The following is a 22837-nucleotide window of genomic DNA, read 5'->3' as shown; positions in this document are numbered from 1 at the left end:
GTAAAAAAATCGGGATAGGGGTTGGCAAATATAAATCTTTCATATCTAAGGGTCAGTAATTTTAGAAGTATAGAAAAAATAGAAGTTGATTTATTTGACTTTACAAGTTTAATAGGGCCTAATAACTGTGGAAAATCTTCAATAATACGAGCAATCGAAATTTTTCTAAACCAATCTAAACCTAGTATTGATGAGTGGAGAAAAGGTTTTGAAAATGAAGAAATAATAATAGAAGGTGTATTTGATCATATCTTAGACTGGGAAAGGGATACTCCTGGTGTTGCGGGGTTGGTGAATGATGGTAAAATAAAACTTCGGCTAAGAGCTAGTTTAAAAGATGGCAAGGTGGAAAGTTTCTATGAAGCATACATAAAACAATACGAAATTAATGGATTTCAGGAGAAGTGGAGCGAGAATTCGCATACAATCAAACAAATAGCTACTTCATTAGGAATTGACGGAACAAAATGGAGGACGAAAGCGAATAGAGAAAGAGTTAAAGAGGAGATAAAACAAACAAATCCAGAGTTAGTGACTCTCTCTGAAGAGGATTGGACTTCTGAAAATATTAGTATTGCCCCAGCTTTAAAGCAGGCTTTGCCTAATGCAGTAATAATTCCAGCTGTTAAAGATGCTTCAGATGAACTAAAACCAACCAATACTACGATTTTTGGTACACTTTTAAAACAAATAATCTTACCTGCTATTCAAAATATGAACGAATATAGAAACCTAATGGAAAATGTTGAACTCCTTTCTAAAAAATTATCCGGTGAATTAGAAGAAGAGACACCGATTATCAGTCAATTAACCAACGATATTTCAAATAGAATGTCTTCAATCATTGAATCTAAGATAAAGTTTGCAATGTCCACTCCCGATACAAATAAATTCGTTGGAAATTATACAACCCTATTAATGGACGATGGCGTGGAGACAACGATTGAAAGACAGGGACATGGCTCTCAGAGGGCCTTAATATTTGCCTTAATTGAAGTTCTTGCTAACCATTCTTCAAAGAATACTTCAGAAGAAATGACTAGGTCTACAATTTTACTCTTTGAAGAACCTGAATTGTACCTTCATCCTCATTTAATGATTAGATTGAAAAATGCATTGAAATATATATCAAAGCAAACCCAGTGGCAAGTATTAATCAGCACTCATTCTCCTTTTTTGATTGATGTTGTAGAAAATCCAATGTCACTAGCTATTTTAAATAGAAAAAATTCAAGTGAAGCCCCATATATCAATCAGTTAAAACAAGATCCTTTTGAAAAGGGTATCAATATAGAAAGTGAAAAAAATGCTCTAAGAGCTTCTTTAGATTTTCACCCTACAGTTAATCAAGCTTTCTTTGCAAAAAGAGTTGTTTTAGTTGAGGGCGATACTGAAAAAAGTTTATTTAATCATAGATTAAGGGTTCATGAACATTATGAAATATCTGAGGAAGTATTTAATACTACAACAATTGTTTCTTGTGAAGGAAAATGGACTATTGTGCCTTTTGCAAAATTGCTAAAAGCATTTAAAATTCCATTTAGGATCGTACATGATTGCGACAGAAAGGATAGGACAGATGAAGAATTGGAGTCTATTAGGGGCATAGACCCTTATAAGGCTAATGAACAGATTAGAATTGCAGCTGATGGAGAACAAATTTTCTTAGTTGAAGATACCCTAGAAAATCTCCTTTGGGAGAAGGGGACTAAGATTCCTTCAAAAGATAAACCCTTTCGAACTTGGAAAAGGATAAATGATCTTATGGAAAACCGAGAAGAATTAGAGAAATTTCCTAGGTTGAAGGATTTATTTGATTTTGTATATAAATGGTGAAATTATCTGCGGGTTCATGAAAGGTTTAACCAAACAGCCTATTGTTACCCATAGTAATTAGTGTAGTAGAAAGGATTAAGATTATCCACTGTGAATATTTATATTGAGTATATAAACAAACTATTTCTAATTTGCTCTCATATTTACTGTAGTTAAACAAAAGATAATAATCATCGAAGGACTGCAAGCTGATAAACGCATTAACGATTGCTCTATCATTATTTAATAAAACTTTATAGGAAGAAGATCTGGGTTTATGGGAATATATGTGGTGTCATCGACCGAGGAACAAGTGATCAAGCATTAACAGCCAGATCGAGGCCTGCATAAAGAAAGCAGGGACTAAGGATGTGCTGCAGTATGCCGTTGATGGATTTTCTGCGGAGCTTTTAGAACGTCCGGCGTTGAATGGCCTGAGGGAGGATGCAAGCAAGGGACTTATTAGTCAAGTCATCTGCTACGATCCTGACCGTCTTTCTCGGAAATAGATCATTGAGCCATCAATCATACCGCAATAATTAGAAAAATGATTTTCATAACTGGTACATCTCTTTTTCAAATATTCTTCCTCTATTGAAAAGAAAATAGAAAAAGCCGGGATGTCAGATCCGGCTTTTCGCTCACTTTCCCTTCTTCTTCCGCTTCTCCTTTTCCGCCCGGTAAAACTCATGAAACATCTTCATCAATGCGCGTTTTTCAATCCGCGACACATAACTCCTTGAAATGCCGAGCTCCTTTGCGATCTCGCGCTGCGTTTTTTCTTTTTTTAAATCAAGCCCGAAGCGGCCGACGATGACTTCTTTTTCGCGGTCGTCTAAAATATCAATATATTTTTTGACCTTTTCAAGTTCCATGTTGAGCTGAATGGTGTCGATCACATCTTCGCTTTCCGACTTGAGAACATCAATCAGGCTTATTTCATTCCCTTCTTTATCCTGGCCGATCGGGTCATGAAGGGAGACGTCTTTTTTCGTTTTTTTCAATGCGCGCAGATGCATTAAAATCTCATTCTCAATACATCGTGCGGCATATGTGGCAAGCTTCGTGCCTTTTCCGGCTGAGTAGCTTTCAATTCCTTTGATCAGCCCGATTGTACCGATGGAGATCAGATCTTCTGCGTCTTCTCCCGTGTTTTCGAATTTTTTTACAATATGGGCGACTAAACGGAGATTATGTTCGATCAGCATATTGCGGGCGTGTTCATCTCCTTCGGCCATAAGGTCTAAGTATTTTTTCTCCTCACTATTTGAGAGCGGTTGTGGAAAGGCATTATTTTTCACGTATGATACTAAAAACACGAGTTCTTTCACAATAAACCCGAGCGCTGCAAAAACACCTGTCACCATCCTCACCTCCACAAAGTTATGTAGGCAAAAGCCTATATGTAACTGTATGTGGCAGTCAGGCTGTTTGTGTCTGTACAGGGAAATTAATCAAAGGCAGGTTTTATTTCTTACAGCCTCTTGATTTTTGCTGATTGAGCCGGTATATTGTTAAAAAAAGTAAGGGTGAAAAGAATATAACGAAAAGCGCTGAAGAGACGAGTAGACAGATATCATTCATGACAGAGAGCTCCGGGAGCTGTGAAGGAGTATGAATGGATGTGTTGAAACAAACCTCTTAGCTTCGCATCGGAATCATGAAAAACGAGGATGATGCGGCGGATACTTCTGTTACCGAGTAAGCTTTGTACCCGGCTTAGGCCGGCACCAAACCGAATTGAGCTGGCATAGCGGGCTGTTTCCCGTCCTCAAGACTTTATTGTCTTGAGGGCGTTTTTTATTTCTAAGGGAGGGATAAGATGAAAAACCTGAAGTCTTGGCGGTACCCGATGCTTCTGTTAACCGGAATCGGGATAGCAAATATTGGTGAATGGATTTATTTTTTGTCTCTTAATCTTATTGTCTTAAAAGAAACGGGGTCTGCTTTTGCGGTTTCCATCCTTTATTTAATCAGGCCTGCGGCTGTATTGATGACAAATGGGTGGTCGGGCAGCATCATCGACCGGTGTAACAAACGGAATATGATGATGTCGCTTGATTTCATCCGGGCTGCATTCATTGCCGTTCTGCCGTTGATGTTTACTGTATGGTCTTTATTTTCCATTTATTGTATCGTGTTTTTGATTCAAATGGCCAATGCGATGTTTCGTCCGTGTTCCATGGCGTATGTGACGATGCTTATTCCGGCTGAAAGGAGAAAACGATTCAATTCACTAAGGGCTTTGTCGGAATCAGGGGCTTTTCTCCTCGGGCCGGCTGCGGCCGGGCTGCTTTTTATCGCCGGCACGCCGATTTTTGCGATTTGGGTGAATGCGGCGGCTTTGGTGCTGTCCGGTTTCATCACGATGATGCTGCCGAGCCTTGAAAATGAGCCCCACGTACATTCTCCCGCACAGAAGCTTTCTTTGGCAGTGTACAAAGAAGATTGGAAGCTCGTCTATCGCTTCAGCCGAACGGCGCGAAACGTCATGATCATTTATTTTTTATTCAGTCTGGTCATGACCGTTATGCCATCCGCGCTTGATTCGCTTGAAGCCGCTTTTGCAAAAGAGGTTCTTCAGCTGACTGATGCCGATTACGGTTTTCTCGTCAGTGTCTCAGGGGCAGGGGTTATTGCGGGGGCGCTTGTCAATGTGTTCTTTAATAAAAAAATGCCGGCTTCTTTATTGATGGGAATGGGCTCTTTATTCACAGCGGCAGGATATATGATTTATGCGTTTTCTGACGTTTTTTGGACGGCTGCTTTCGGATTTTTCCTTCTCGCTTTTTTTCTGGCGTTTGCCAATACGGGATTTCAGACATTTTATCAAAAAAATGTTCCGGTGGACATTATGGGGAGAGTGGGGAGCTTTTATTCATTAGTCGAAGCCGTCTTCATTATAGTGGTAACGGCGGTTTTCGGAGCGGCGGCTGTCAGTTCTTCCGTCCGCGGCATCGTCATCGCAGGGGCTGCTGTTATGCTGGCGTTGGCAGCCATTTTATGCTCGTTCTTATTTGCGGCCTCAAAAAGGAGGACTCCCGATGTATTTCAAGCGGATCAATTTAAACAAACATAAAGAGACGGCCGTTTCATTTCGTGAGGATTCGTTTTTCGTCAGCTTTGGCACGGCGGATCATTTTAATAAGGATGAATATCTCATATGGCTGTCATCCCAAATCTAATGCTCACCCGACAATTTTAAGCTGCTTCTTCATAACGGGCAGCCGATCGGACGGCTTGAAGCTTCCATCAAATTTTACCGCAGCCAAAAAATCGGGTTATGTGCACCTTTACTATATGACTGAGCAGCAGAGGGGAAGAGGGTGCGGAACAAAACTGCATCAATACGCGAATCAGTTTTCAGAGCGAACGGTGTTTCGGAATATCACCTGAGAGTTTCGCCGGGCAATGAAGCGGCTCTGTCATTTTACAGAAAGAAAAACATGGAAGTGATCGGTTCAGAATGTAACGGAAAAGTTCTCAGAATGAGAGGAGCCGTACCGCCGGAATAGGGGGCGGTACGCGTTTCATTTTCTCGTTGTTTTTAAAAGACCGGGAAACTTCTTATAAATGACCGCCATTAAGACGAGCATATACATTCCGTAAATCCCGAAAGACAGCAGTTTGTTGCTTGTAAATGAAGCGCCTGCGACGGTCACGATCACAATGTTCGGAATTTTGCCGAGCACCGACGCAGAAAAAAAGATCGGCCATCGTATGTTACTCAGCCCGCAGACGGTATTCATGGCAAGCGACGGTATAATCGGAATCAGCCGCCCGAAAAGCACCGCCGTAAACGCGTGCTGATGAAATGAATCTTCATATTGAGCCGCGGCCGGGTAAGCCGCCAGCTTTTTTCTGGCCCAGTCTCTGAATCCGTACCGGACGAGAAAAAACAATGCCATTGTTCCGAGCATCGCGCCTGACAATGTAATCCACACTCCGTTTACAATCCCGAAAACCGCTCCGTTTAAGGCTGCGATAATGGCGAATGGAACGATCGGAAAAAATACGTCAGCTGCGACCAGAAGGATACTCATAAGCACGGCGTACATGCCGCCCGCGCGAATCATGCTGAGCCAGACGTCTTTTTGCATAAAGCCGATCATCACGACAGCAATGATGACGGCAAGACTGAATCCCTTTTTTATCATCTGTACGTTCACCTCTTTTCAATTAGTATACAGCACAAATCTATCTCCTTCTATTAAAATAAGCTGTCCGATAAGCGTACTTGTTTATCAGCATTTGCCATTTGATGCAGAGAATGATTTTTTATAAAAGGGGACACGTTAACAGTAGTGTTTACTGGAGGTGTAAACGTTGAGATGCTTTCATCTGATCATCATGATATGCGTCCTCACGAGTCTCACTGCCGTGTCCGCCGATGCGAAATCTTTAAAAAGAAGTGACATGGAGAAGACGGGAAACGTGTACTGGGATATAAGGTCTGAAAAAAAGAAGCTATCTTTAACCTTCGATGACGGCCCCCATCCTGTCTATACGGAGGCTGTGTTAGACGTGCTGAAACAGCACAATGTTAAAGCAACCTTTTTTTGTATCGGGAGCCGTATAGACAAATACCCCATAACGGCAAAACGCATCGTTGAAGAAGGACATGAAATCGGCAACCATACGATGAACCATGTTTATTTTCACCGTTTAAAACGCAAAGACATTTTACAAGAGCTTCACAGCTCCGCGCATCATATCAGATCGCTGCAGCCGGAAGGGGACAAGTTATTCCGCCCGCCGGGAGGGTCGTTGAATCAGACGGCTTTCAAAAGCATCTTAAAAGAGGGCTATCATATCATCATGTGGTCATGGAACCAAGATCCGAGGGACTGGAAAAGGCCCGGAAAAGGAAAAATCGTCAGGCACGTTGTTTCACATGCCAGAGATGGAGATATCGTTCTTCTGCATGACGGCGGAGGAAACCGGCGCCAGACGGTGGAGGCTTTGAAAGAAATCATTCCCCAGCTGAAAAAGCAGGGCTACACGTTTGTTAAGGTTTCGGATTTGATCGGACAGGATTCCGGTCCTTTTCATATCCAGTAAAGAGAGCGCCGCGTTGAAAGCCGCCAAAGAGATGTGTACCATAGGAGGTAAGGTTTGGAGGGAGAGAAAATGAAGTTTGCTGTTCTTTTTATTACGATAACCTGTCTGTTATCAGGATGCGCTGCGGGCAAAGAGAAAAGTGTTGTCGCGTTCGGCGACAGCAATACGCGCGGTTCCAACTGGGATTATCGTGATTATCCGAAGGCGCAGCAGTGGGTAAACATTTTAAAAACAGCGGAACGCGGCCGTCTTACGGTTATAAATGCGGGAATAGGCGGCCAGACGACTGAGGATGCGCGCCTGCGCTTTCAAAGCGATGTGCTGGAGCGTAAGCCCCAATATTTATTTATCATGTTCGGAACAAATGATGCGGGCATTTTGACGGGAGATCAGCCGCGAGTATCAAAGAAACGGTTTAAAGAAAACCTGACTTATTTCATAAACGAAAGCAGAAATCACGGCATAAAGCCGATTTTAATGACGTGCATCCCGGTTATAGAAGGAAACGGAACGCATCATCTCTATTACTATTCGAGATATAAAGCCTCAGCCTTTAAAGAAAAAGGCGGCGCGAGAACATGGCATAATTCCTATAACGGCGTTACGAGGCAGGTTGCAGCTGAGTTGAAAGTGCCGCTGGTGGATAACTGGAAACACTTTATACGCGCGGACGGCGGCAAAGATACAGACCGGGCGCTGATCCAATCCGGACTGATAGATCCCTCCGGAAATCATATGACGCCAAAAGGCGCCAGAATCTTAATTGAAGGCATAAAAAATGGGCGGGTTTTGGAACGCTGACGCCGTCAGCTGCCTAAACCGTTTTGCTTCTGCTTCATAGGCTGTAGAAAAAACATCTTTTGGAGGCGATTGCTATGAACCGCGGTTTCCCTCCGCAATATCCTGTATGCCCGCCTCCTCGGGTGAATGCGGGGTACTGGTACGCATTTTTTGTTGTGCTGCTCGTCGTCATTCTCGTCCTGGGCGGTCTGTATTGGTTCAATATATAGCAGCCGTCCTCTTAAACACCTCTATTTTAGGGGTGTTTTTTGTTGAAAGTGGTAGTAATGCGCATAACCGAAGTGATATAATATCAGTCATCTGAGTAAAAAAAGGAAATTCGCCCGGGAATTTTTTCTGTTTAAGAAGAAACGGAAATAATGTGTCCGAGCGATCTTCTTTTGATTTCGTTTTCAATTAACTCGATAAATTCACGGCTCAAATTCATTTCATTGGCTTTGAAATAAGATTCTATTAGTAATTCATCAGAAAGCTTTCTCATGCCGGGGACCCAATTAATGGGAGTGGCACCTCCTTACAATTGTAATCAATCATCAGACGCAAGCATATGATGGAAGGTTGCGTTTCAATCATGGTGAGGTTATCTTTAATCTACCATGAAATACAAATAAGAACAATCGTTCTGTTATCCACACTCGTAAGTGGATAACTTGTTAGTATCTTGTTTATAATCTGGATAAATCCGGATGTAATAAGAGTGGATAATGTGTGTAATTTTATCCACAACTGGTGAAGAAACCCAATTTTTGTCGAAATTTTTTTACTGAGTCCGACTTTGTTTTTAAATCTGACAGGTTTCGACATATAGATGATAGAAAGAAAAGGAAGGGTGCGGGTTTTGTTAAAAAAGTTTTTTTTACCTGACGAATTTGTGAAAAATATATTTCATATCACACCGGAAAAGCTCAAGGAACGCAATGTGAAAGGGATTATTACAGACCTTGACAACACGCTTGTGGAGTGGGACAGACCGAGTGCGACACCTCGATTAATCGAGTGGTTTGAAGAAATGAAGGAGCACGGCATTAAAGTCACGATCGTCTCCAATAATAATGAACGAAGAGTGAAATTATTCTCGGAGCCGCTTGGCATACCGTTTATTTATAAGGCAAGAAAACCGATGGGGCGCGCCTTTAAAAGAGCCGTCAGCAGCATGGATCTGAAAAAAGAAGACTGTGTGGTCATCGGCGATCAGCTGCTTACTGATGTTCTCGGCGGAAACAGAAACGGGTATCATACGATCCTCGTCGTGCCTGTCGCTTCCTCTGACGGAGTCATGACGCGCTTTAACCGCCGGATTGAACGGAGAATATTGAGTTCTTTGAAACGTAAAGGCCATATTCAGTGGGAGGATTAGGAATGGAAAAGGTTGTTTGCATCGGCTGCGGAGTAACGATCCAGACCGAGGATAAAAAAGGTCTCGGATACGCGCCAAAGGCATCGCTCACGAAGGAGAATGTCATTTGTCAGCGCTGCTTCAGACTGAAAAATTACAATGAAATTCAAGATGTTTCATTAACGGATGATGACTTTTTAAATATCTTGCACACAATCGGCGATACTGACTCTCTAATTGTCAAAGTCGTTGATATTTTTGATTTTAACGGAAGCTGGATAAACGGGCTGAACCGCTTTGTCGGCGGTAATCCGATCATTCTTGTCGGTAATAAGGCCGATATCCTGCCGAAATCCGTAAAGCGGGAACGGCTCGTCCAATGGATGAAACGCGAAGCGAAAGAATACGGCTTAAAACCCCTTGATGTCTTTTTAATCAGCGCTTCCCGCGGACAAGGGATGAAGGAAGTCATTGACGCCATTGAACATTACCGCGAAGGGCGCGATGTGTATGTGGTGGGCTGTACCAATGTCGGCAAATCCACATTTATCAACCGGATTATTAAAGAGGTCTCAGGGGAAGAGAATATTATTACCACCTCTCAATTTCCGGGCACGACGCTTGATGCAATTGAAATCCCGCTTGATGACGGATCTGCGCTTTATGATACGCCGGGAATCATTAACCATCACCAGATGGCGCATTACGTGGACAAGCGTGACTTAAAGGTGCTGACACCGAAAAAAGAACTGAAGCCGCGCACTTTTCAGCTGAATGAAAAACAAACGCTTTATTTCGGCGGGCTTGCCCGGTTTGACTATGTATCAGGCGATAAAACGGCGTTTGTCTGCTATATGCCGAATGAATTGATGATTCACAGAACAAAGCTTGAAAATGCTGATGCTTTATACGAAAAGCATGCGGGAGAACTGCTTACCCCGCCCGGAAAAGATCATTTGGATGAATTTCCGGAGCTTACGGCCCACACGTTTACGATTAAAGAAGGAAAGACGGATATCGTTTTTTCCGGACTCGGCTGGGTCACGGTGCAGCAAGCAGATAAAAAAATAACGGCATATGCTCCGAAAGGCGTACACGTATTTGTCCGCCGTTCATTAATATAGAGAGAAGGGGAGAGGGAGCATGAAACAATTGTACGGAGTAATCGGAAATCCGATCGGGCATTCAATGTCACCCGATATTCATAACGCAGCTTTGCAAGATAAGAACATCAACGGGCAGTATTTTGCGTTTCAGGTGGAACCTCGTCATCTCAAGGACGCCGTTAACGGAATCAAGGCGCTTGGCATCTGCGGAGTGAACGTCACAGTCCCGCATAAAGTCGCGATCATGGAGCATCTGGATGAAATACATGAAAGCGCGAAAGTACTCGGGGCCGTAAATACCGTCAAAAGAGAGGGAGACAGGCTCATCGGGTATAATACTGACGGAGATGGGTTTTATAAATCCTTAGTCAAAGTATTGGACAAACCGATATCAGAGCTCTCCATCCTCATGATTGGGGCGGGAGGAGCGGCAAGAGCGATTTTTACGACGATCGTCCGCAGAGAGCCGAAACAATTTGACGTTTGCAACCGCACGCCGGAAAAAGCAGAAAGTCTGATTGCTGCTGCTCCCTCTTTTCAGCAGAAACGCGCCCTTACTTTAAAAGAAGCTGAAAATCAGCTTGAACAATATGACGTCATTATTCATACAACATCTGTCGGCATGTATCCGAAAACGGATGCCGTGCCGCTCTCATTGGAACGGGCCAAAACGGGCGCCATCGTTTGTGATATCGTATACAACCCGATTCAAACGGCGTTCTTAAAAGAAGCTGAAAAAAGAGGTTTAACAACCCTTGACGGTGTCGGCATGTTTGTGGAACAGGCTGCACTGTCTTTCAAGCTGTGGACGGAACAAGAGCCTGACAGCAGCTTAATGAGAGCAATTGTTGAAGGAAAACTAGGAGGAACACAATGTTAACAGGAAAACAAAAACGGTTTTTGCGTTCAAAAGCGCATCATTTAACGCCTATTTTTCAAGTGGGAAAAGGCGGAGTCAACGAAAACATGGTGAAACAGATTGCCGAGGCTTTAGAAGCAAGAGAGCTGATTAAAGTCAGCGTGCTTCAAAACTGCGAAGACGATAAAAACGATGTCGCAGAAGCGCTTGTGAAAGGCAGCCGCTCACAATTGGTGCAGACGATCGGAAATACGATCGTATTGTATAAGGAATCAAAGGAAAATAAACAAATCGAGCTTCCGTAAGGTGGTTGACATGAAGAAAATCGGAATATTCGGGGGCACATTTGACCCTCCGCACAACGGACATCTTCTGATGGCTAATGAAGTCCTTCATCAGGCGGAGCTCGATGAGATTTGGTTTATGCCCAATAAAATCCCGCCGCATAAGCAGAATGAAGACTTTACAGACAGCCGGCACCGGGTGGAGATGCTGAAGCTTGCCATCAGCTCTAATTCCTTCTTTAAGCTTGAGCTTGCGGAAATGGACCGGAAAGGCCCTTCTTATACCTATGATACCGTCCGTTTACTGAAGGAGCGGCACCCGAACGACAAGCTTTTCTTTATTATCGGGGCGGATATGATTGAATATCTGCCGAAATGGTACAAACTGGACGAACTGCTCACGCTCATTCAATTTATCGGAGTGCGGCGCCCGGGGTATCATATTGAGACACCGTACCCGCTGCTTTTTGCCGACGTTCCGGAATTTGACGTTTCGTCAACGATGCTGAGAGAACGTCTCAAAGCAAAAAAGCCGACGCAATACTTAATGCCGAATAAAGTGAGGCAGTATATAGAGGAGAATGATTTATATGAATCGTGAGGAAGCACTTGCCTGCGTCAAAGAACAGCTGACCGAGCATCGCTACATCCACACAATCGGCGTGACAGATACGGCGGTTATTCTCGCAGGCCGGTTCGGAGCAGATACGAAAAAAGCGGAAATGGCGGCTATTTTTCATGATTATGCGAAATTCCGGCCGAAAGAAGAAATGAAGCAGATCATCGTGCGGGAAAAAATGCCGGCTGAGCTCTTGGATTACAATGCCGAGCTGTGGCATGCCCCTGTGGGAGCGTATTTGGCTGAGAAAGAAGCGGGGATCACTGATCCTGAGATCTTGGATGCAATCCGCTATCACACGTCAGGGCGTCCCGGAATGACCCTTTTAGACAAAGTCATCTACGTTGCGGATTACATTGAACCCGGCCGCCATTTTCCCGGAGTGGAAGAGGTGCGCCGTCTGGCGGAAACAGATCTGAACGAAGCGCTCATACAAGCGATGAAAAATACAATGATATTTCTGATGAAAAAAAACCAGCCGGTCTTTCCGGAGACGTTTGCAACCTATAACTGGCTGGTGTCTCAAAAATGACAGGAGGAATATGGAAAATGAATCAAGCTTCCGTATTAAAAATCGCGGCAAAAGCATGCGACGATAAACGTGCAGAAGATATTTTAGCGCTGGACATGGAAGGAATCTCACTTGTAGCGGATTACTTTTTAATCTGCCACGGGAATTCTGATAAACAGGTTCAGGCCATTGCGCGTGAAATTAAAGATCAGGCAGAAGAAAACGGCATTGATGTCAAAAAGATGGAAGGGTTTGATGAGGCTCGCTGGGTTTTAGTTGATCTCGGCGACGTCATTGTCCACGTTTTCCATAAAGATGAAAGAAGCTACTATAATCTTGAAAAGCTATGGGGCGACGCGCCGCTCGCAGAGCTTGAACTCGGCTTGAACTCATGATTTACCAAGGCTTCGCCGGTGTATATGACGAGTTAATGTCACATGCGCCGTATGATGAATGGGCGGGCTGGATCGAAGCGTCTCTTCCGGAAAAGGGAAGGGTGCTTGATCTTGCCTGCGGAACCGGAGAAATATCCATCAGGCTTGCTGAAAAAGGCTGCGAAGTCACGGGGATTGATTTGAGTGAAGATATGCTGAGCTGTGCCCAGCAGAAAAAAACGGGAAAGCCGATTCTTTTTCTCCAGCAGGATATGAGAAAGCTTTCCGGTTTTGAAGAACAGTTTGATGCCGTAGTCATCTGCTGTGATTCCCTAAATTACTTAAAAACGAAAAATGATGTCTTAAGCACCTTCAAAAGTGTTTTTCAAGTTTTGAAGGAGGGCGGCCTGCTTCTGTTTGACGTCCATTCCCCGTATAAAATGACGGAGCTTTTTCCGGACAGCACCCATGCGGATCAGGATGAGCAGATCAGCTATATCTGGCAAAGCTTTGCCGGCGATGAAGAGCTTTCTGTCATCCATGATATGTCCTTTTTCGTATGGAACGGACAATCTTATGACCGCTATGACGAGACGCATGAGCAAAAAACATTTTACATTGAAGAATATAAACAAATGCTTGCAGAGACCGGATTTGAACTGAAGAAGGTGACGGCTGATTTTACAGACCGGCCTCCTTCAACAGAGTCTGAACGTCTTTTCTTTACGGCAGGCAAACCAAAAACCATCGTTTAAACGGAACGATGGTTTTTAAAATGCATTTTTTGCGATTGGCGCGATAAAGCTCTTTATGGCATACTCAGTTACACGTGAAATTGCTTCTTCACTAACGATATATCTTCATCGTATTTGTCATGTGTACGCTGAAAGACACGATTGAACATATCCTGAACACCGCTTTCGAGAGCCTTCAGTCCTTCTCCGGTGACGCCGCCTTTTACGCATACTTTTTCCTGCAAGGCGGGAAGCGTGTAATGCCCCGTTTCAAGAAGCTTTCCGAGACCGACAAGCATTTCTGTCGACATAATCACGGCTTCTTCTTTGGTGATGTCCGTTTCTTCCACTGCCGCGTCAATAAAGCGCTGAACGAGATAACTCATAAAAGCGGGCCCGCAGCTGACAATGTCTGACGCCGCTCTTGTAATGCCGCTGCTGATTTCCACAGGTTTTGAAATATGAGTGAACAGTGTTTGAATATCTGCTTTTGCTGCCTCGCTGCAGCTTTTGCCGAACGTAACAAGCGAGACGCCGGCCAAGGCGCGGTTCGTAATGCTCGGAATGACGCGGGCCGTCTGACACGGAACCGTATGTTCAATCTGATCCGTCTGAACGGGGCTGGTAATGGAGATTAAAATGTGATCTTTCCGTAAATGCGGTGTGAGTTTTTTCAGCAAAGGATATATATCCAGCGGTTTTACACAAATGAATATTATTTCATTATCCTGTACGAGCTTTTCCTGATCCTCAATGACATGGATGCCGCTGAAACGTTCTTTTAGTTTTAATGCTTTTTCGATTGTTCTGTTTGTGATGGTGATATGTGAGGGATCGGCAGCGTTTGATTCGATAAACGATTCAATCAGGATCGTTCCCATGTTTCCGGTGCCGATAAAGCCTATTTTCAATGAATTCCCCTCCTTTTTCCCTTAATCCTCTAAACCTTATGCGGGGAGGCAATGCAATATGACGAAAGCGATGATGACGGAGCGGCTGCGGCGGAACCTGAAAATTCTGGGCGCTTGTCTTGCGGCAGGGGCGGTTTTTATCTGTATTTGGCTGTTTCGTTCTGAAAAGGAAGAGCCGGTCAAACAGCAGTCCGTGCTCGGCCAAACAGCCTCAGCCTCCGTCGCGGACAAAAAAGACACCGCAGACGATAAGATTATGATTGATGTGAAAGGTGCGGTCCGAAATCCCGGCGTGTATGAAATGAAAGCGGGAGACAGAGTGACGCAAGCCATTGAAAAAGCCGGAGGCCTGAAGAAAAAGGCGGATGAATTGAATGTTAATTTAGCAGAGCAGCTGCAGGACGGGACGATTGTTTATATTCCGAGTGAAGGCGAAGAAGAGAATCACCCGAAAACAGCAGCGGGTGAAAAGGAGAATGCAGCTGTCAATATCAATACGGCATCTTTGGACGAACTTCAGGCGATTTCCGGGGTGGGGCAGAAAAAAGCGGAAGCCATTATCGCCTACCGAGAAGAAAACGGACGGTTTCAGACTGCTGAAGATTTGATGAATGTATCAGGCTTTGGAGAAAAGTCATTTGAGCGGATAAAAACTTCCATTACGGTAAAGTGAATTGACGGTTCTGCTTAAATCTATGTAAACTTAGAAAAGCAACAAGACTTTTTGGAGGGAACACTTGTGGAACGAATCTCATGGAATCAATATTTTATGGCGCAAAGCCATTTGCTGGCGCTGAGAAGCACATGTCCGAGACTGTCAGTCGGGGCAACCGTAGTCAGAGATAAGCGGATGATTGCCGGCGGATACAACGGCTCAATTGCCGGCGGCGTCCATTGCGCTGATGAAGGATGCCTTTTAATAGATAATCATTGCCAGAGGACCATACATGCAGAGATGAATGCGATTCTGCAATGTTCTAAGTTCGGTGTTCCGACGGAGGGCGCCGAAATTTATGTGACGCATTATCCTTGTATTCAATGCTGCAAATCAATTATCCAGGCAGGCATCAAAACGGTCTATTATGCCGAAGATTACAAAACACAGCCTTATGCAAAAGAGCTGTTCAGCCAAGCCGGAGTCAAGGTGGAGCAGGTCGAACTTGATGAAATGATCATCGATCTGAAAAACCGCGAAAAATTGTCTTTTGTAGCAGGTCTGATTCAGCAATTATCTGATGCGGGAGTTAAGGCAGATGAACTGAAAAAAATTCATGAACAGGCCAATGAGCTGTTTACCAGTTACGTATAAATGAAATATAAATACCTTCTTCTGCCTCTGGCGGCGGTTTCTGCAACTGCGGGAATTGCCGCCGCTCATGTCTTCTGGGTTCTGCTCCTTTTTCTTCTGTATCTTCTCTTTATTATGATAAAAACAAAGCAGCCTGCTCCGGTTGTTGTCTGCCTCGTTTCTTTTTGTGTTTATTTCTTTCTTTATACGGTTTGTGACGCTGCGAATGTAACGCGGTATCAGGCCGGCAGTTATACTGAACAGGCCGTCATCACTAATATTCCGAAGGTTGACGGAGCGAAAATGTCAGCCGTTATCCGTACACATGACAAGGAAAAATGGGCGGCTTCGTATAAAATCCGGTCTCTTGAGGAAAAGAGACTCATTGAACAGCTTGAACCGGGGATGCGTTGCACGTTTACAGGCTCTCTGGAACAGCCTGCACATGCGACGATTCCCGGAGGTTTTGATTATAAGGAATATCTTTACTCTCAGCAGATTCACTGGTTATTTTCCGTGACTTCCATTGAGCAGTGTGAAAAATCCAAACAGCCGCTGTTTAAACTGCTGAACTTCAGAAAAAATTTGATTTCAATCATTCGGAATCACGTACCTGAATCTTCCGCCGGAATTGTTGAAGCGCTGACCTTAGGTGAAAGATTTTCTATAGAGGACGATATACTGAGTGCATATCAAAATTTGGGAGTCGTTCATTTAATGGCGATTTCCGGAATGCATGTCGGTCTTATTACGGCGGGACTATTTTATGCTCTGATCAGAATCGGGCTGACAAGAGAAAAGGCGGGGATGTTGCTGCTGCTGTTTTTGCCGGTGTATACGCTGCTGAGCGGTGCCGCCCCATCCGTATTGCGCGCATCCCTCATGCTGGGATTTTATATCGCCGGAACTCTTGTTAAACGCGGCATTCATTCCTCTGCTGCATTGTCTCTGTCTTATCTGCTGCTCCTGCTGTTTAATCCTTACTTCCTTTGGCAGGCGGGCTTCCAGCTTTCCTTTGCGGTAAGCGCCTCTTTAATTCTGTCATCCTCCATTTTAAAGAAAGCGGGGAAAAGCAGACTTGCCGGGCTTGCGATGGCCTCATTCATTGCAGAGCTCAGCTCACTTCCGTTTCTTCTCTATCATTTTCAGCAAATTTCACTTGTCAGTTTTCCGATGAACATGGTGATGGTGCCATTTTATACGTTATTTGTCATTCCGGTTTCTGTCATCGGCTTCCTTCTTCTTTTGCTTTCAAGGCAGATGGGAGAATGTTTGTTTGATATGTTTGACCTTGTGATGAAGCCTGTGCATGATTTCATTACATATGCGGCATCCGTTGATTTATTTACTATGATTGTGTCAAAGCCTGACTTTCTTTCCCTTCTTCTGCTTGCGGTTTCCGTTTTTACGCTTTTTGCGGCTTTGGAAAAGGGAGGTTTTTTAAAACTCAGGAAATCGGCTCTTTTTTTCTGCGCGGTTTTGGCTTATTTAATATGCCGTCCGTATTTCAGTCCATGGGGAGAAGCGGATATGCTTGATATCGGGCAGGGAGACTCGCTGTTTATAAGCGCGCCGCACCGCAAAGGGACCGTAATGGTTGATACAGGGGGAGTGATTGCTTATCCCGGAGAATCATGGAAAGAAAAACGCCACACGTATTCTATCGGCGAGAAGGTTTTGATTCCGTTTTTAAACGGAAAAGGGGTGAAAAAGCTGGATGCGCTGTTTTTAACCCATGCGGATCAGGATCACATCGGAGAAGCCGGAGTGTTAATCAAAAATCATAGAGTCAAACGGTTAATTGTCCCCGTGGGATTCGTAAAAGAACCGAAGGATCAGAACATATTAAAAATGGCGAAAGAAAACAACATTCCCGTTGCCGAAGCAAAGCGGGGCGACACCATTACAGCGGGTGATCTTCAGTTTCAGGTGCTGTCTCCGGAGTCATCTGACGGAAAGAGTAAAAATGATTCATCACTGGTGCTTTGGACGGTTTTAGGCGGAGTGAGCTGGCTTTTGACGGGAGATTTAGAATCGGACGGCGAAACAGAAGTGCTGAAAACGTATCCGAAACTGAAGGCTGATATATTGAAGGCGGGTCATCACGGCAGCAAAAGCTCAACGAGTGAAGCCTTTTTGAAACAGCTTCAGCCGGAAGCAGCGCTGATTTCAGCAGGAAAAGAGAATCGATACCATCATCCGCATGAAGAAGTGCTGGATCGTTTGAAGGCGTACTCTGTCAATGTGCTTCGCACCGATATCAGCGGAACGATTCAATACAGATTTGAAAAAGGCGCCGGAACGTTTTCCGTCTTCCCTCCATATGATATAGAAGAAACCAGGGCGCAAGAAGTAAAAAAGACTGCCGATTGACAGCAGCCCGGAATGCGGCTAAGAGCCGATAAGATGGATGGCTGTTGCCATCACGAACAAAAAGGCGAAAAATCCGAAGGACACGACAAAACCGACAGCTGAGTCAACAGCATCATTTCGTTTGCTTTGAACGTTTTTTTCAAAATCATTCAATTTCATCCCTCCTGACTTCCCTAAGTATACTGGAATTGTTTTGAAAAATCTAGAAGTGATGGTAACGTTTTCTGTTCTTGTGATTATCGCCTTTTTACAAGCAGACCCGGGAGCTTGTGAATCAGGCGTTTATTATAAATGAGGAAGCTGTCCTTTTTAAAGCTTCCTCTTTACTATTTGCCGAACTCAATTTAGGATAGAAGGGGATCAAGAAAGAGAGGAAGTCATACGATCATGGTATTTGATGTTTGGAAAGCCCTGAAAAAAGGGGATGTCCGCTCCGTTTATTGCTTATACGGAAAAGAAACGTATCTGCTCCAAGAGACTGTCAGCCGGATCAGACAAGCTGTCGTTGATGAGGAGACTAAAGATTTTAACCTGTCTGTTTTTGATCTTGAAGAGGATCCGCTTGACCAGGCCATAACCGATGCGGAAACGTTTCCGTTTATGGGAGAGAAGCGGCTGGTTATCGTAAAAAATCCGTCTTTTTTAACAGGGGAAAAAAAGAAAGAAAAAATAGAGCATAATACAAGCGCTTTGGAGACTTACCTGAAGGAGCCTGCGCCTTATACGGTCTTTGTGATTGTGGCTCCGTATGAAAAGCTGGACGAACGGAAAAAGCTGACGAAAGCGCTGAAGCAAAAAGCCCTTATGATTGAAGCTAAGGAGCTGAATGCAAAGGAGACGACTGATTTTACGATTAATCTGGCGAAATCCGAAAATAAAACGATGGATACAGAAGCTGCCGAGCATTTGGTTCTGCTTGCAAACGGCCATCTGTCTTCCATATATCAGGAAATACAAAAACTCTCCGCCTACACCGGTGACAGACATGAGATCACGCTTGAAGATGTCCGGGAGCTTGTCGCAAGAAGTTTGGAGCAGAATATTTTTGAGCTGATCAACAAAATCGTGAACCGAAAACGGACGGAAAGTCTTCAAATATTTTATGATCTTTTAAAACAAAACGAAGAACCGATCAAAATTATGGCGCTGATCGCCAACCAATTCCGTCTGATTATGCAGACAAAGTATTTTGCGGGACAAGGATACGGCCAAAAGCAAATCGCTTCCAACTTAAAGGTGCACCCCTTCCGGGTAAAGCTGGCGATGGATCAGGCGAGGCTATTTTCTGAAGAAGAGCTGCGGCGTATTATAGAAAGGCTCGCAGTGATGGATTATGAAATGAAAACGGGGAAAAAGGACAAGCAGCTCTTGCTGGAGCTCTTTCTCCTTGAGCTTCTCGGGACTGAATGAAAAAAACGATCCCCGTTAAAGGGATCGTTTTTGTATTATGCAGAAAGTCCGTTCACTTGTTTCGCAAGTCTAGATTTGTATCGAGCTGCGGCATTTTTGTGTACAAGACCTGTTTTCACTGCTTTATCAATGCGTTTCGCTGCTTCAGAAAGAGCAGTTTTCGCTTTATCCGCTTCGTTGTTAGCAACAGAAGCTTCAACTTGTTTGATTGCAGTACGCATAGCAGATTTGATTGTCGCGTTATGAGCGCGGCGTTCGTTGTTTGTTTTTGTACGTTTAATCGCTGATTTAATGTTTGGCATGTGTTTCACCTCCTAAGATACAACCTGTAGCACAGTGTCTTAAGGTTAAATCTTCTTCACAATAGAACAAATTGTATTCTATCAAACAGAACTTTAGATTGCAATATAAATGTAAAGTATTTTTCGTTGATGGGTAAATTCGCATGATTCGTTTTGTAAATGGTCACACTATATACCACGATGATTGAAGGAGGTCTTTCCTGTGAAAAACAACGAACTGGATGTCAATCAATTTCTGATACGGACGGATTTAGCGGTAGAAACGAAACAGGCGGTAAAAGACGGACAAGCCGGTCAGACAAAAGAAATAAACGGGTTTATTGAAAAAGAACGCGACAAGGGCGGCATTAAAGTCAGAACCGTCGATATTACCAAAGAAGGCGCCGAGCTATCGGGGAAAAAGCAGGGACGCTATGTCACGATCGAGGCTCAAGGGGTTCGGGAACACGACTCTGACATGCAGGAAAAAGTAACGGAAGTGTTTGCCGAGGAATTTTCCGCCTATCTGTCGGCATTAAAGATTCCAAAGGATGCAAGCTGTTTGATCGTCGGTCTCGGCAACTGGAATGTGACGCCGGATGCGCTCGGCCCTCTCGTGACCGAAAACCTTCTTGTGACAAGGCATCTGTTCAGGCTTCAGCCGGAAAACGTACAGGAAGGGTACAGGCCGGTCAGCGCGCTTGCTCCCGGTGTGATGGGATTAACGGGAATTGAAACGAGCGATATTATTCAAGGTGTGATCAAAGAATCAAAGCCGGATTTTGTGATTGCGGTAGACGCTCTTGCGGCAAGAGCCGTTGAAAGGGTGAACACGACCATCCAATTTTCTGATACGGGCATTCACCCGGGATCAGGCGTCGGCAATAAGAGAAAAGAATTAAGCAAGGAAACGCTCGGCATCCCCGTCATCGCAATCGGGGTACCGACTGTCGTTGATGCGGTTACGATCGCGAGCGATACGGTGGATTATATATTAAAGCATTTCGGCAGAGAGATGAAAGATGACAGCCCGTCAAGATCTCTGGTGCCCGCCGGAATGAACTTCGGCAAAAAGAAGGTGCTGACAGACGAAGATCTTCCCGGAGAAAAAGAACGCCAATCCTTTCTCGGTATTGTCGGCACGCTGGACGAAAACGAAAAACGCCAGCTGATTCACGAAGTGCTCTCTCCGCTCGGCCATAATCTGATGGTCACGCCGAAGGAGATTGACACCTTTATTGATGATATGGCGAACGTGCTTGCAAACGGGTTAAACACCGCCCTTCATGAAAAAGTGTCACAAGATAACAAAGGTTCTTATAATCATTAAAATGGTTCTACCTCCTCTAGCTTGTTCATAGAGTAATTACTAGACAAGCGCTGGAGGGATTCAAATCATGAGAAAAAAACGCAGAAACCGTCAAATTGTCGTTGCAGTAAACGGTGGAAATGCGCTCAAGGGCATGTTTTTGTTTATGACAAGCCTTATCGTTATTTTCGTATTATCGGGTGTGCTCACATCGCTTCGCCCTGAACTGAGGCTTTCTTCGGATTCTCTTCACGGAATTGCCGGAGAACTTCCGGGTGACGCGTTTGCACACCTCCTCGGTATGGAAAATCATTATTTCGCCTCAGAGCTTCCTGAAAAAGACTCTTTTCAGTTGTCCCGGCTTTCCTTAAAACTGGCGACAAGTATTAATATGGAAGACCCGCGGAGTTTCTTGGGACGTGAGCTGCCGGGATTTGCCCAATACGATACGGAGATCCTTCTGGCGGGGCAGGGGACGGATTATACGAATATGCCTGCTGAATCTCCGCCGCCGTCGAAGGTGATGGAAAAAGAAAAAGAAGTGAACCTGGCAGAAATCGAAAACAAAACGAAAAAAGAAGAAACGGCGCCGCCGAAACATTCAACAGGCAGCAAAAAAGTCGTTTTTATTTACCACACTCATAATACCGAATCTTATCTTCCTCTGTTAAAGGGGGAAACAAATCCTGATAACGCCCGCCATTCGAAGGCCAATGTCACGCTTGTCGGAGATATGTTCGGAAAAGCGCTTGAAGCGCAAGGTGTAGGAGCGACCGTAGATAAAACCGACATTCAGGCCCGCCTGAACAAAGACGGCTTAAATTATGCGCGAAGCTATGACGAATCAAGGCCGGTCGTAAAAAGCGCGCTCGCCAAAAATAAAAATCTGCAATATACCATAGACATTCACCGGGATTCCCGCCGCAAGAAAAATACGACAGCCGACATCAAAGGAAAAAGCTATGCCAGAGTCGCCATCGTGGTCGGCAAAAAAAGCGCTAATTTTGAAGAAAACTATAAACTCGCAAGTGAACTTCATAAGCTGATGGAGAAAAAATACCCCGGCTTAAGCGTCGGTGTTTTATCAAAAGGCTCTCCGGGAGATAATGGAGTATACAACCAGGATTTAAACGACAGGTCGCTTCTGCTGGAATTCGGGGGCGTGGATAACAATCTTGAAGAACTGAGGCGCGCATCAGATGCCGTGGCCGATGTGTTCAGCGAACTGTACTGGGATGCAGACAAGGTCAGCTCGCAATCAGGAGAGAAGAAAAAACAATAGAAATCAGGTGATTCGAATGATCCGTTTTACCGGCAAATGCCTGCTGATCGCCATTGTCATGTTTTTCGGCGTTTTGTTCGGCATGCAGCAGGCAAACAGCGGAATGCTTGATATGAAAGGATACAAAGATCCCTCCTTAAAAGGAGCATTCACGCTCGGCGGCGGAGAAGGACAGGAAAAAGAAGCTTCCATTTTGGGGCAAACCGTTACGGCGAAAGATCTGGAAGAAAAACAAAAACAGCTGGAACAGGCGGAAACCTTCAACCTGTTTTCAAAAGCGGGAGAAACCCTTTCAAATACCGTGACGGACTCGGCGCAGGCGATGTACGAGTGGGTTTCGAAACTGAACCGATAGCATTGATGAAGAGAAAAGCGGATGATTCCTTAAAGGAAGCTTTTCTCTTTCTTGTTTTAATTGAATGTTTACAATCCTATTGATATAATCTAAGCTAGTGTATTTTGCGTTTAATAGTAGGAGTGATA

At 44.4% G+C, this 22837-nt stretch carries 27 protein-coding genes and 3 pseudogenes; 24 read left to right on the top strand and 6 right to left on the bottom strand.

Going from position 1 to position 22837, the window contains the following annotated elements; all coding sequences use genetic code 11:
* Nucleotides 1-21: 21 nt before the first annotated feature.
* Nucleotides 22-1836 (top strand): AAA family ATPase, encoded by a 1815-nt coding sequence (locus tag ACW5MY_RS12085; protein ID WP_289393737.1) that lies wholly within the window; start codon nt 22-24, stop codon nt 1834-1836.
* A gap of 256 nt (nt 1837-2092) precedes the next feature.
* Nucleotides 2093-2321 (top strand): annotated as a pseudogene (locus ACW5MY_RS12080) (recombinase family protein); the annotation flags it as partial.
* Between the two features lie 135 nt (nt 2322-2456).
* On the opposite strand, the gene sigK reads toward ACW5MY_RS12080, so the two are convergent.
* Complete coding sequence (gene sigK / locus ACW5MY_RS12075) at nt 2457-3182, bottom strand: RNA polymerase sporulation sigma factor SigK (protein WP_020956104.1); 726 nt, start codon at nt 3180-3182, stop codon at nt 2457-2459.
* Between the two features lie 455 nt (nt 3183-3637).
* On the opposite strand from sigK, the gene ACW5MY_RS12070 reads away from it, so the two are divergent.
* From ACW5MY_RS12070 to ACW5MY_RS12060, 3 genes are all read left to right on the top strand, one after another.
* A complete protein-coding gene (locus tag ACW5MY_RS12070) occupies nt 3638-4894 on the top strand; it encodes an MFS transporter (RefSeq protein ID WP_013352951.1) in 1257 nt (418 codons plus the stop codon).
* The gene (locus ACW5MY_RS12065) at nt 4860-5000 is read left to right on the top strand and encodes a hypothetical protein (protein WP_232469698.1); all 141 of its coding nucleotides are present in this window, start codon (nt 4860-4862) and stop codon (nt 4998-5000) included. Before ACW5MY_RS12070 ends, ACW5MY_RS12065 begins: the two co-directional genes overlap by 35 nt.
* Before the next feature lie 141 nt (nt 5001-5141).
* Nucleotides 5142-5330, top strand: coding sequence for an N-acetyltransferase (locus tag ACW5MY_RS12060; RefSeq protein ID WP_232469697.1), 189 nt, complete (start codon nt 5142-5144; stop codon nt 5328-5330).
* A gap of 15 nt (nt 5331-5345) precedes the next feature.
* On the opposite strand, the gene ACW5MY_RS12055 is transcribed toward ACW5MY_RS12060, so the two are convergent.
* Nucleotides 5346-5972 (bottom strand): TVP38/TMEM64 family protein, encoded by a 627-nt coding sequence (locus tag ACW5MY_RS12055; RefSeq protein WP_013352950.1) that lies wholly within the window; start codon nt 5970-5972, stop codon nt 5346-5348.
* Between the two features lie 169 nt (nt 5973-6141).
* Here ACW5MY_RS12055 and ACW5MY_RS12050 point away from each other — a divergent pair, with 169 nt between their 5' ends.
* The 3 genes from ACW5MY_RS12050 (at nt 6142) to ACW5MY_RS12040 (ending at nt 7886) form a co-directional block, all read left to right on the top strand.
* Nucleotides 6142-6876 (top strand): polysaccharide deacetylase family protein, encoded by a 735-nt coding sequence (locus ACW5MY_RS12050; RefSeq protein WP_013352949.1) that lies wholly within the window; start codon nt 6142-6144, stop codon nt 6874-6876.
* Between the two features lie 69 nt (nt 6877-6945).
* A complete protein-coding gene (locus tag ACW5MY_RS12045) occupies nt 6946-7677 on the top strand; it encodes an SGNH/GDSL hydrolase family protein (protein WP_003152845.1) in 732 nt (243 codons plus the stop codon).
* 74 nt (nt 7678-7751) lie between these two features.
* Complete coding sequence (locus ACW5MY_RS12040) at nt 7752-7886, top strand: hypothetical protein (RefSeq protein WP_003152848.1); 135 nt, start codon at nt 7752-7754, stop codon at nt 7884-7886.
* 131 nt (nt 7887-8017) lie between these two features.
* On the opposite strand, the gene sda is transcribed toward ACW5MY_RS12040, so the two are convergent.
* A complete protein-coding gene (gene sda / locus ACW5MY_RS12035) occupies nt 8018-8158 on the bottom strand; it encodes a sporulation histidine kinase inhibitor Sda (protein WP_003152850.1) in 141 nt (46 codons plus the stop codon).
* Between the two features lie 357 nt (nt 8159-8515).
* Between sda and ACW5MY_RS12030 the strand changes: the two genes are divergently transcribed.
* Genes ACW5MY_RS12030 through ACW5MY_RS11995 form a run of 8 tightly spaced genes read left to right on the top strand, consistent with a single transcriptional unit; the run spans nt 8516 to nt 13521 of the window.
* The gene (locus ACW5MY_RS12030) at nt 8516-9034 is read left to right on the top strand and encodes a YqeG family HAD IIIA-type phosphatase (protein WP_007408254.1); all 519 of its coding nucleotides are present in this window, start codon (nt 8516-8518) and stop codon (nt 9032-9034) included.
* 2 nt (nt 9035-9036) lie between these two features.
* Nucleotides 9037-10137 (top strand): ribosome biogenesis GTPase YqeH, encoded by a 1101-nt coding sequence (gene yqeH / locus ACW5MY_RS12025; protein ID WP_013352948.1) that lies wholly within the window; start codon nt 9037-9039, stop codon nt 10135-10137.
* A 19-nt stretch (nt 10138-10156) separates the two neighbouring features.
* Nucleotides 10157-10999: a shikimate dehydrogenase gene (gene aroE, locus ACW5MY_RS12020; RefSeq protein ID WP_013352947.1), complete on the top strand. Its 843-nt coding sequence runs from the start codon at nt 10157-10159 to the stop codon at nt 10997-10999.
* A complete protein-coding gene (gene yhbY / locus ACW5MY_RS12015) occupies nt 10993-11283 on the top strand; it encodes a ribosome assembly RNA-binding protein YhbY (RefSeq protein ID WP_003152858.1) in 291 nt (96 codons plus the stop codon). Before aroE ends, yhbY begins: the two co-directional genes overlap by 7 nt.
* Before the next feature lie 10 nt (nt 11284-11293).
* Complete coding sequence (locus ACW5MY_RS12010; protein ID WP_013352946.1) at nt 11294-11863, top strand: nicotinate-nucleotide adenylyltransferase; 570 nt, start codon at nt 11294-11296, stop codon at nt 11861-11863.
* Nucleotides 11853-12413 (top strand): bis(5'-nucleosyl)-tetraphosphatase (symmetrical) YqeK, encoded by a 561-nt coding sequence (gene yqeK, locus ACW5MY_RS12005; protein WP_013352945.1) that lies wholly within the window; start codon nt 11853-11855, stop codon nt 12411-12413. The genes ACW5MY_RS12010 and yqeK overlap by 11 nt, the downstream gene beginning before the upstream one ends.
* Nucleotides 12414-12430: 17 nt before the next feature.
* Nucleotides 12431-12787, top strand: coding sequence for a ribosome silencing factor (gene rsfS / locus ACW5MY_RS12000; protein WP_003152864.1), 357 nt, complete (start codon nt 12431-12433; stop codon nt 12785-12787).
* Nucleotides 12784-13521, top strand: a complete 738-nt coding sequence (locus tag ACW5MY_RS11995; RefSeq protein WP_013352944.1) for a class I SAM-dependent DNA methyltransferase — start codon at nt 12784-12786, stop codon at nt 13519-13521. Before rsfS ends, ACW5MY_RS11995 begins: the two co-directional genes overlap by 4 nt.
* 68 nt (nt 13522-13589) lie before the next feature.
* Here ACW5MY_RS11995 and comER read toward each other — a convergent pair whose 3' ends face one another.
* Nucleotides 13590-14411 (bottom strand): late competence protein ComER, encoded by an 822-nt coding sequence (comER, locus tag ACW5MY_RS11990; RefSeq protein ID WP_013352943.1) that lies wholly within the window; start codon nt 14409-14411, stop codon nt 13590-13592.
* 58 nt (nt 14412-14469) lie between these two features.
* Between comER and ACW5MY_RS11985 the strand changes: the two genes are divergently transcribed.
* From ACW5MY_RS11985 to ACW5MY_RS11975, 3 genes are all read left to right on the top strand, one after another.
* On the top strand, nt 14470-15084 hold the full coding sequence (locus tag ACW5MY_RS11985) for a helix-hairpin-helix domain-containing protein (RefSeq protein ID WP_013352942.1): 615 nt from the start codon (nt 14470-14472) through the stop codon (nt 15082-15084).
* A 66-nt stretch (nt 15085-15150) separates the two neighbouring features.
* The gene (locus tag ACW5MY_RS11980; RefSeq protein ID WP_003152868.1) at nt 15151-15720 is read left to right on the top strand and encodes a ComE operon protein 2; all 570 of its coding nucleotides are present in this window, start codon (nt 15151-15153) and stop codon (nt 15718-15720) included.
* Nucleotides 15721-18072, top strand: a complete 2352-nt coding sequence (locus ACW5MY_RS11975) for a DNA internalization-related competence protein ComEC/Rec2 (RefSeq protein ID WP_462061613.1) — start codon at nt 15721-15723, stop codon at nt 18070-18072.
* Between the two features lie 18 nt (nt 18073-18090).
* Here the strand turns inward: ACW5MY_RS11975 and ACW5MY_RS11970 are convergent, their stop codons facing one another.
* A complete protein-coding gene (locus ACW5MY_RS11970) occupies nt 18091-18225 on the bottom strand; it encodes a YqzM family protein (protein ID WP_003152870.1) in 135 nt (44 codons plus the stop codon).
* Nucleotides 18226-18265: 40 nt separating this feature from the next.
* Between ACW5MY_RS11970 and ACW5MY_RS11965 the strand changes: the two are divergent.
* Both ACW5MY_RS11965 and holA read left to right on the top strand, forming a co-directional pair.
* A pseudogene (locus ACW5MY_RS11965) lies at nt 18266-18420 on the top strand (hypothetical protein).
* A gap of 39 nt (nt 18421-18459) precedes the next feature.
* Nucleotides 18460-19501, top strand: a pseudogene (holA, locus tag ACW5MY_RS11960) (DNA polymerase III subunit delta).
* Between the two features lie 16 nt (nt 19502-19517).
* Here the strand turns inward: holA and rpsT are convergent.
* Complete coding sequence (gene rpsT / locus ACW5MY_RS11955) at nt 19518-19784, bottom strand: 30S ribosomal protein S20 (protein ID WP_003152876.1); 267 nt, start codon at nt 19782-19784, stop codon at nt 19518-19520.
* A 202-nt stretch (nt 19785-19986) separates the two neighbouring features.
* On the opposite strand from rpsT, the gene gpr reads away from it, so the two are divergent.
* The 3 genes from gpr to ACW5MY_RS11940 all read left to right on the top strand — a co-directional run bounded on the left by gpr (nt 19987) and on the right by ACW5MY_RS11940 (nt 22709).
* Nucleotides 19987-21093, top strand: coding sequence for a GPR endopeptidase (gene gpr / locus ACW5MY_RS11950; protein WP_003152878.1), 1107 nt, complete (start codon nt 19987-19989; stop codon nt 21091-21093).
* 67 nt (nt 21094-21160) lie between these two features.
* Nucleotides 21161-22354 (top strand): stage II sporulation protein P, encoded by a 1194-nt coding sequence (gene spoIIP / locus ACW5MY_RS11945; protein ID WP_013352939.1) that lies wholly within the window; start codon nt 21161-21163, stop codon nt 22352-22354.
* A 16-nt stretch (nt 22355-22370) separates the two neighbouring features.
* Nucleotides 22371-22709, top strand: coding sequence for a YqxA family protein (locus ACW5MY_RS11940; RefSeq protein ID WP_007408270.1), 339 nt, complete (start codon nt 22371-22373; stop codon nt 22707-22709).
* Nucleotides 22710-22837: the final 128 nt, after the last annotated feature.

This window comes from Bacillus sp. Bwzl_19 (genome assembly GCF_054900515.1).
The sequence above is the reverse complement of the archived record's forward strand: the minus strand, read 5'-3'. Positions and strand labels throughout refer to the sequence as shown.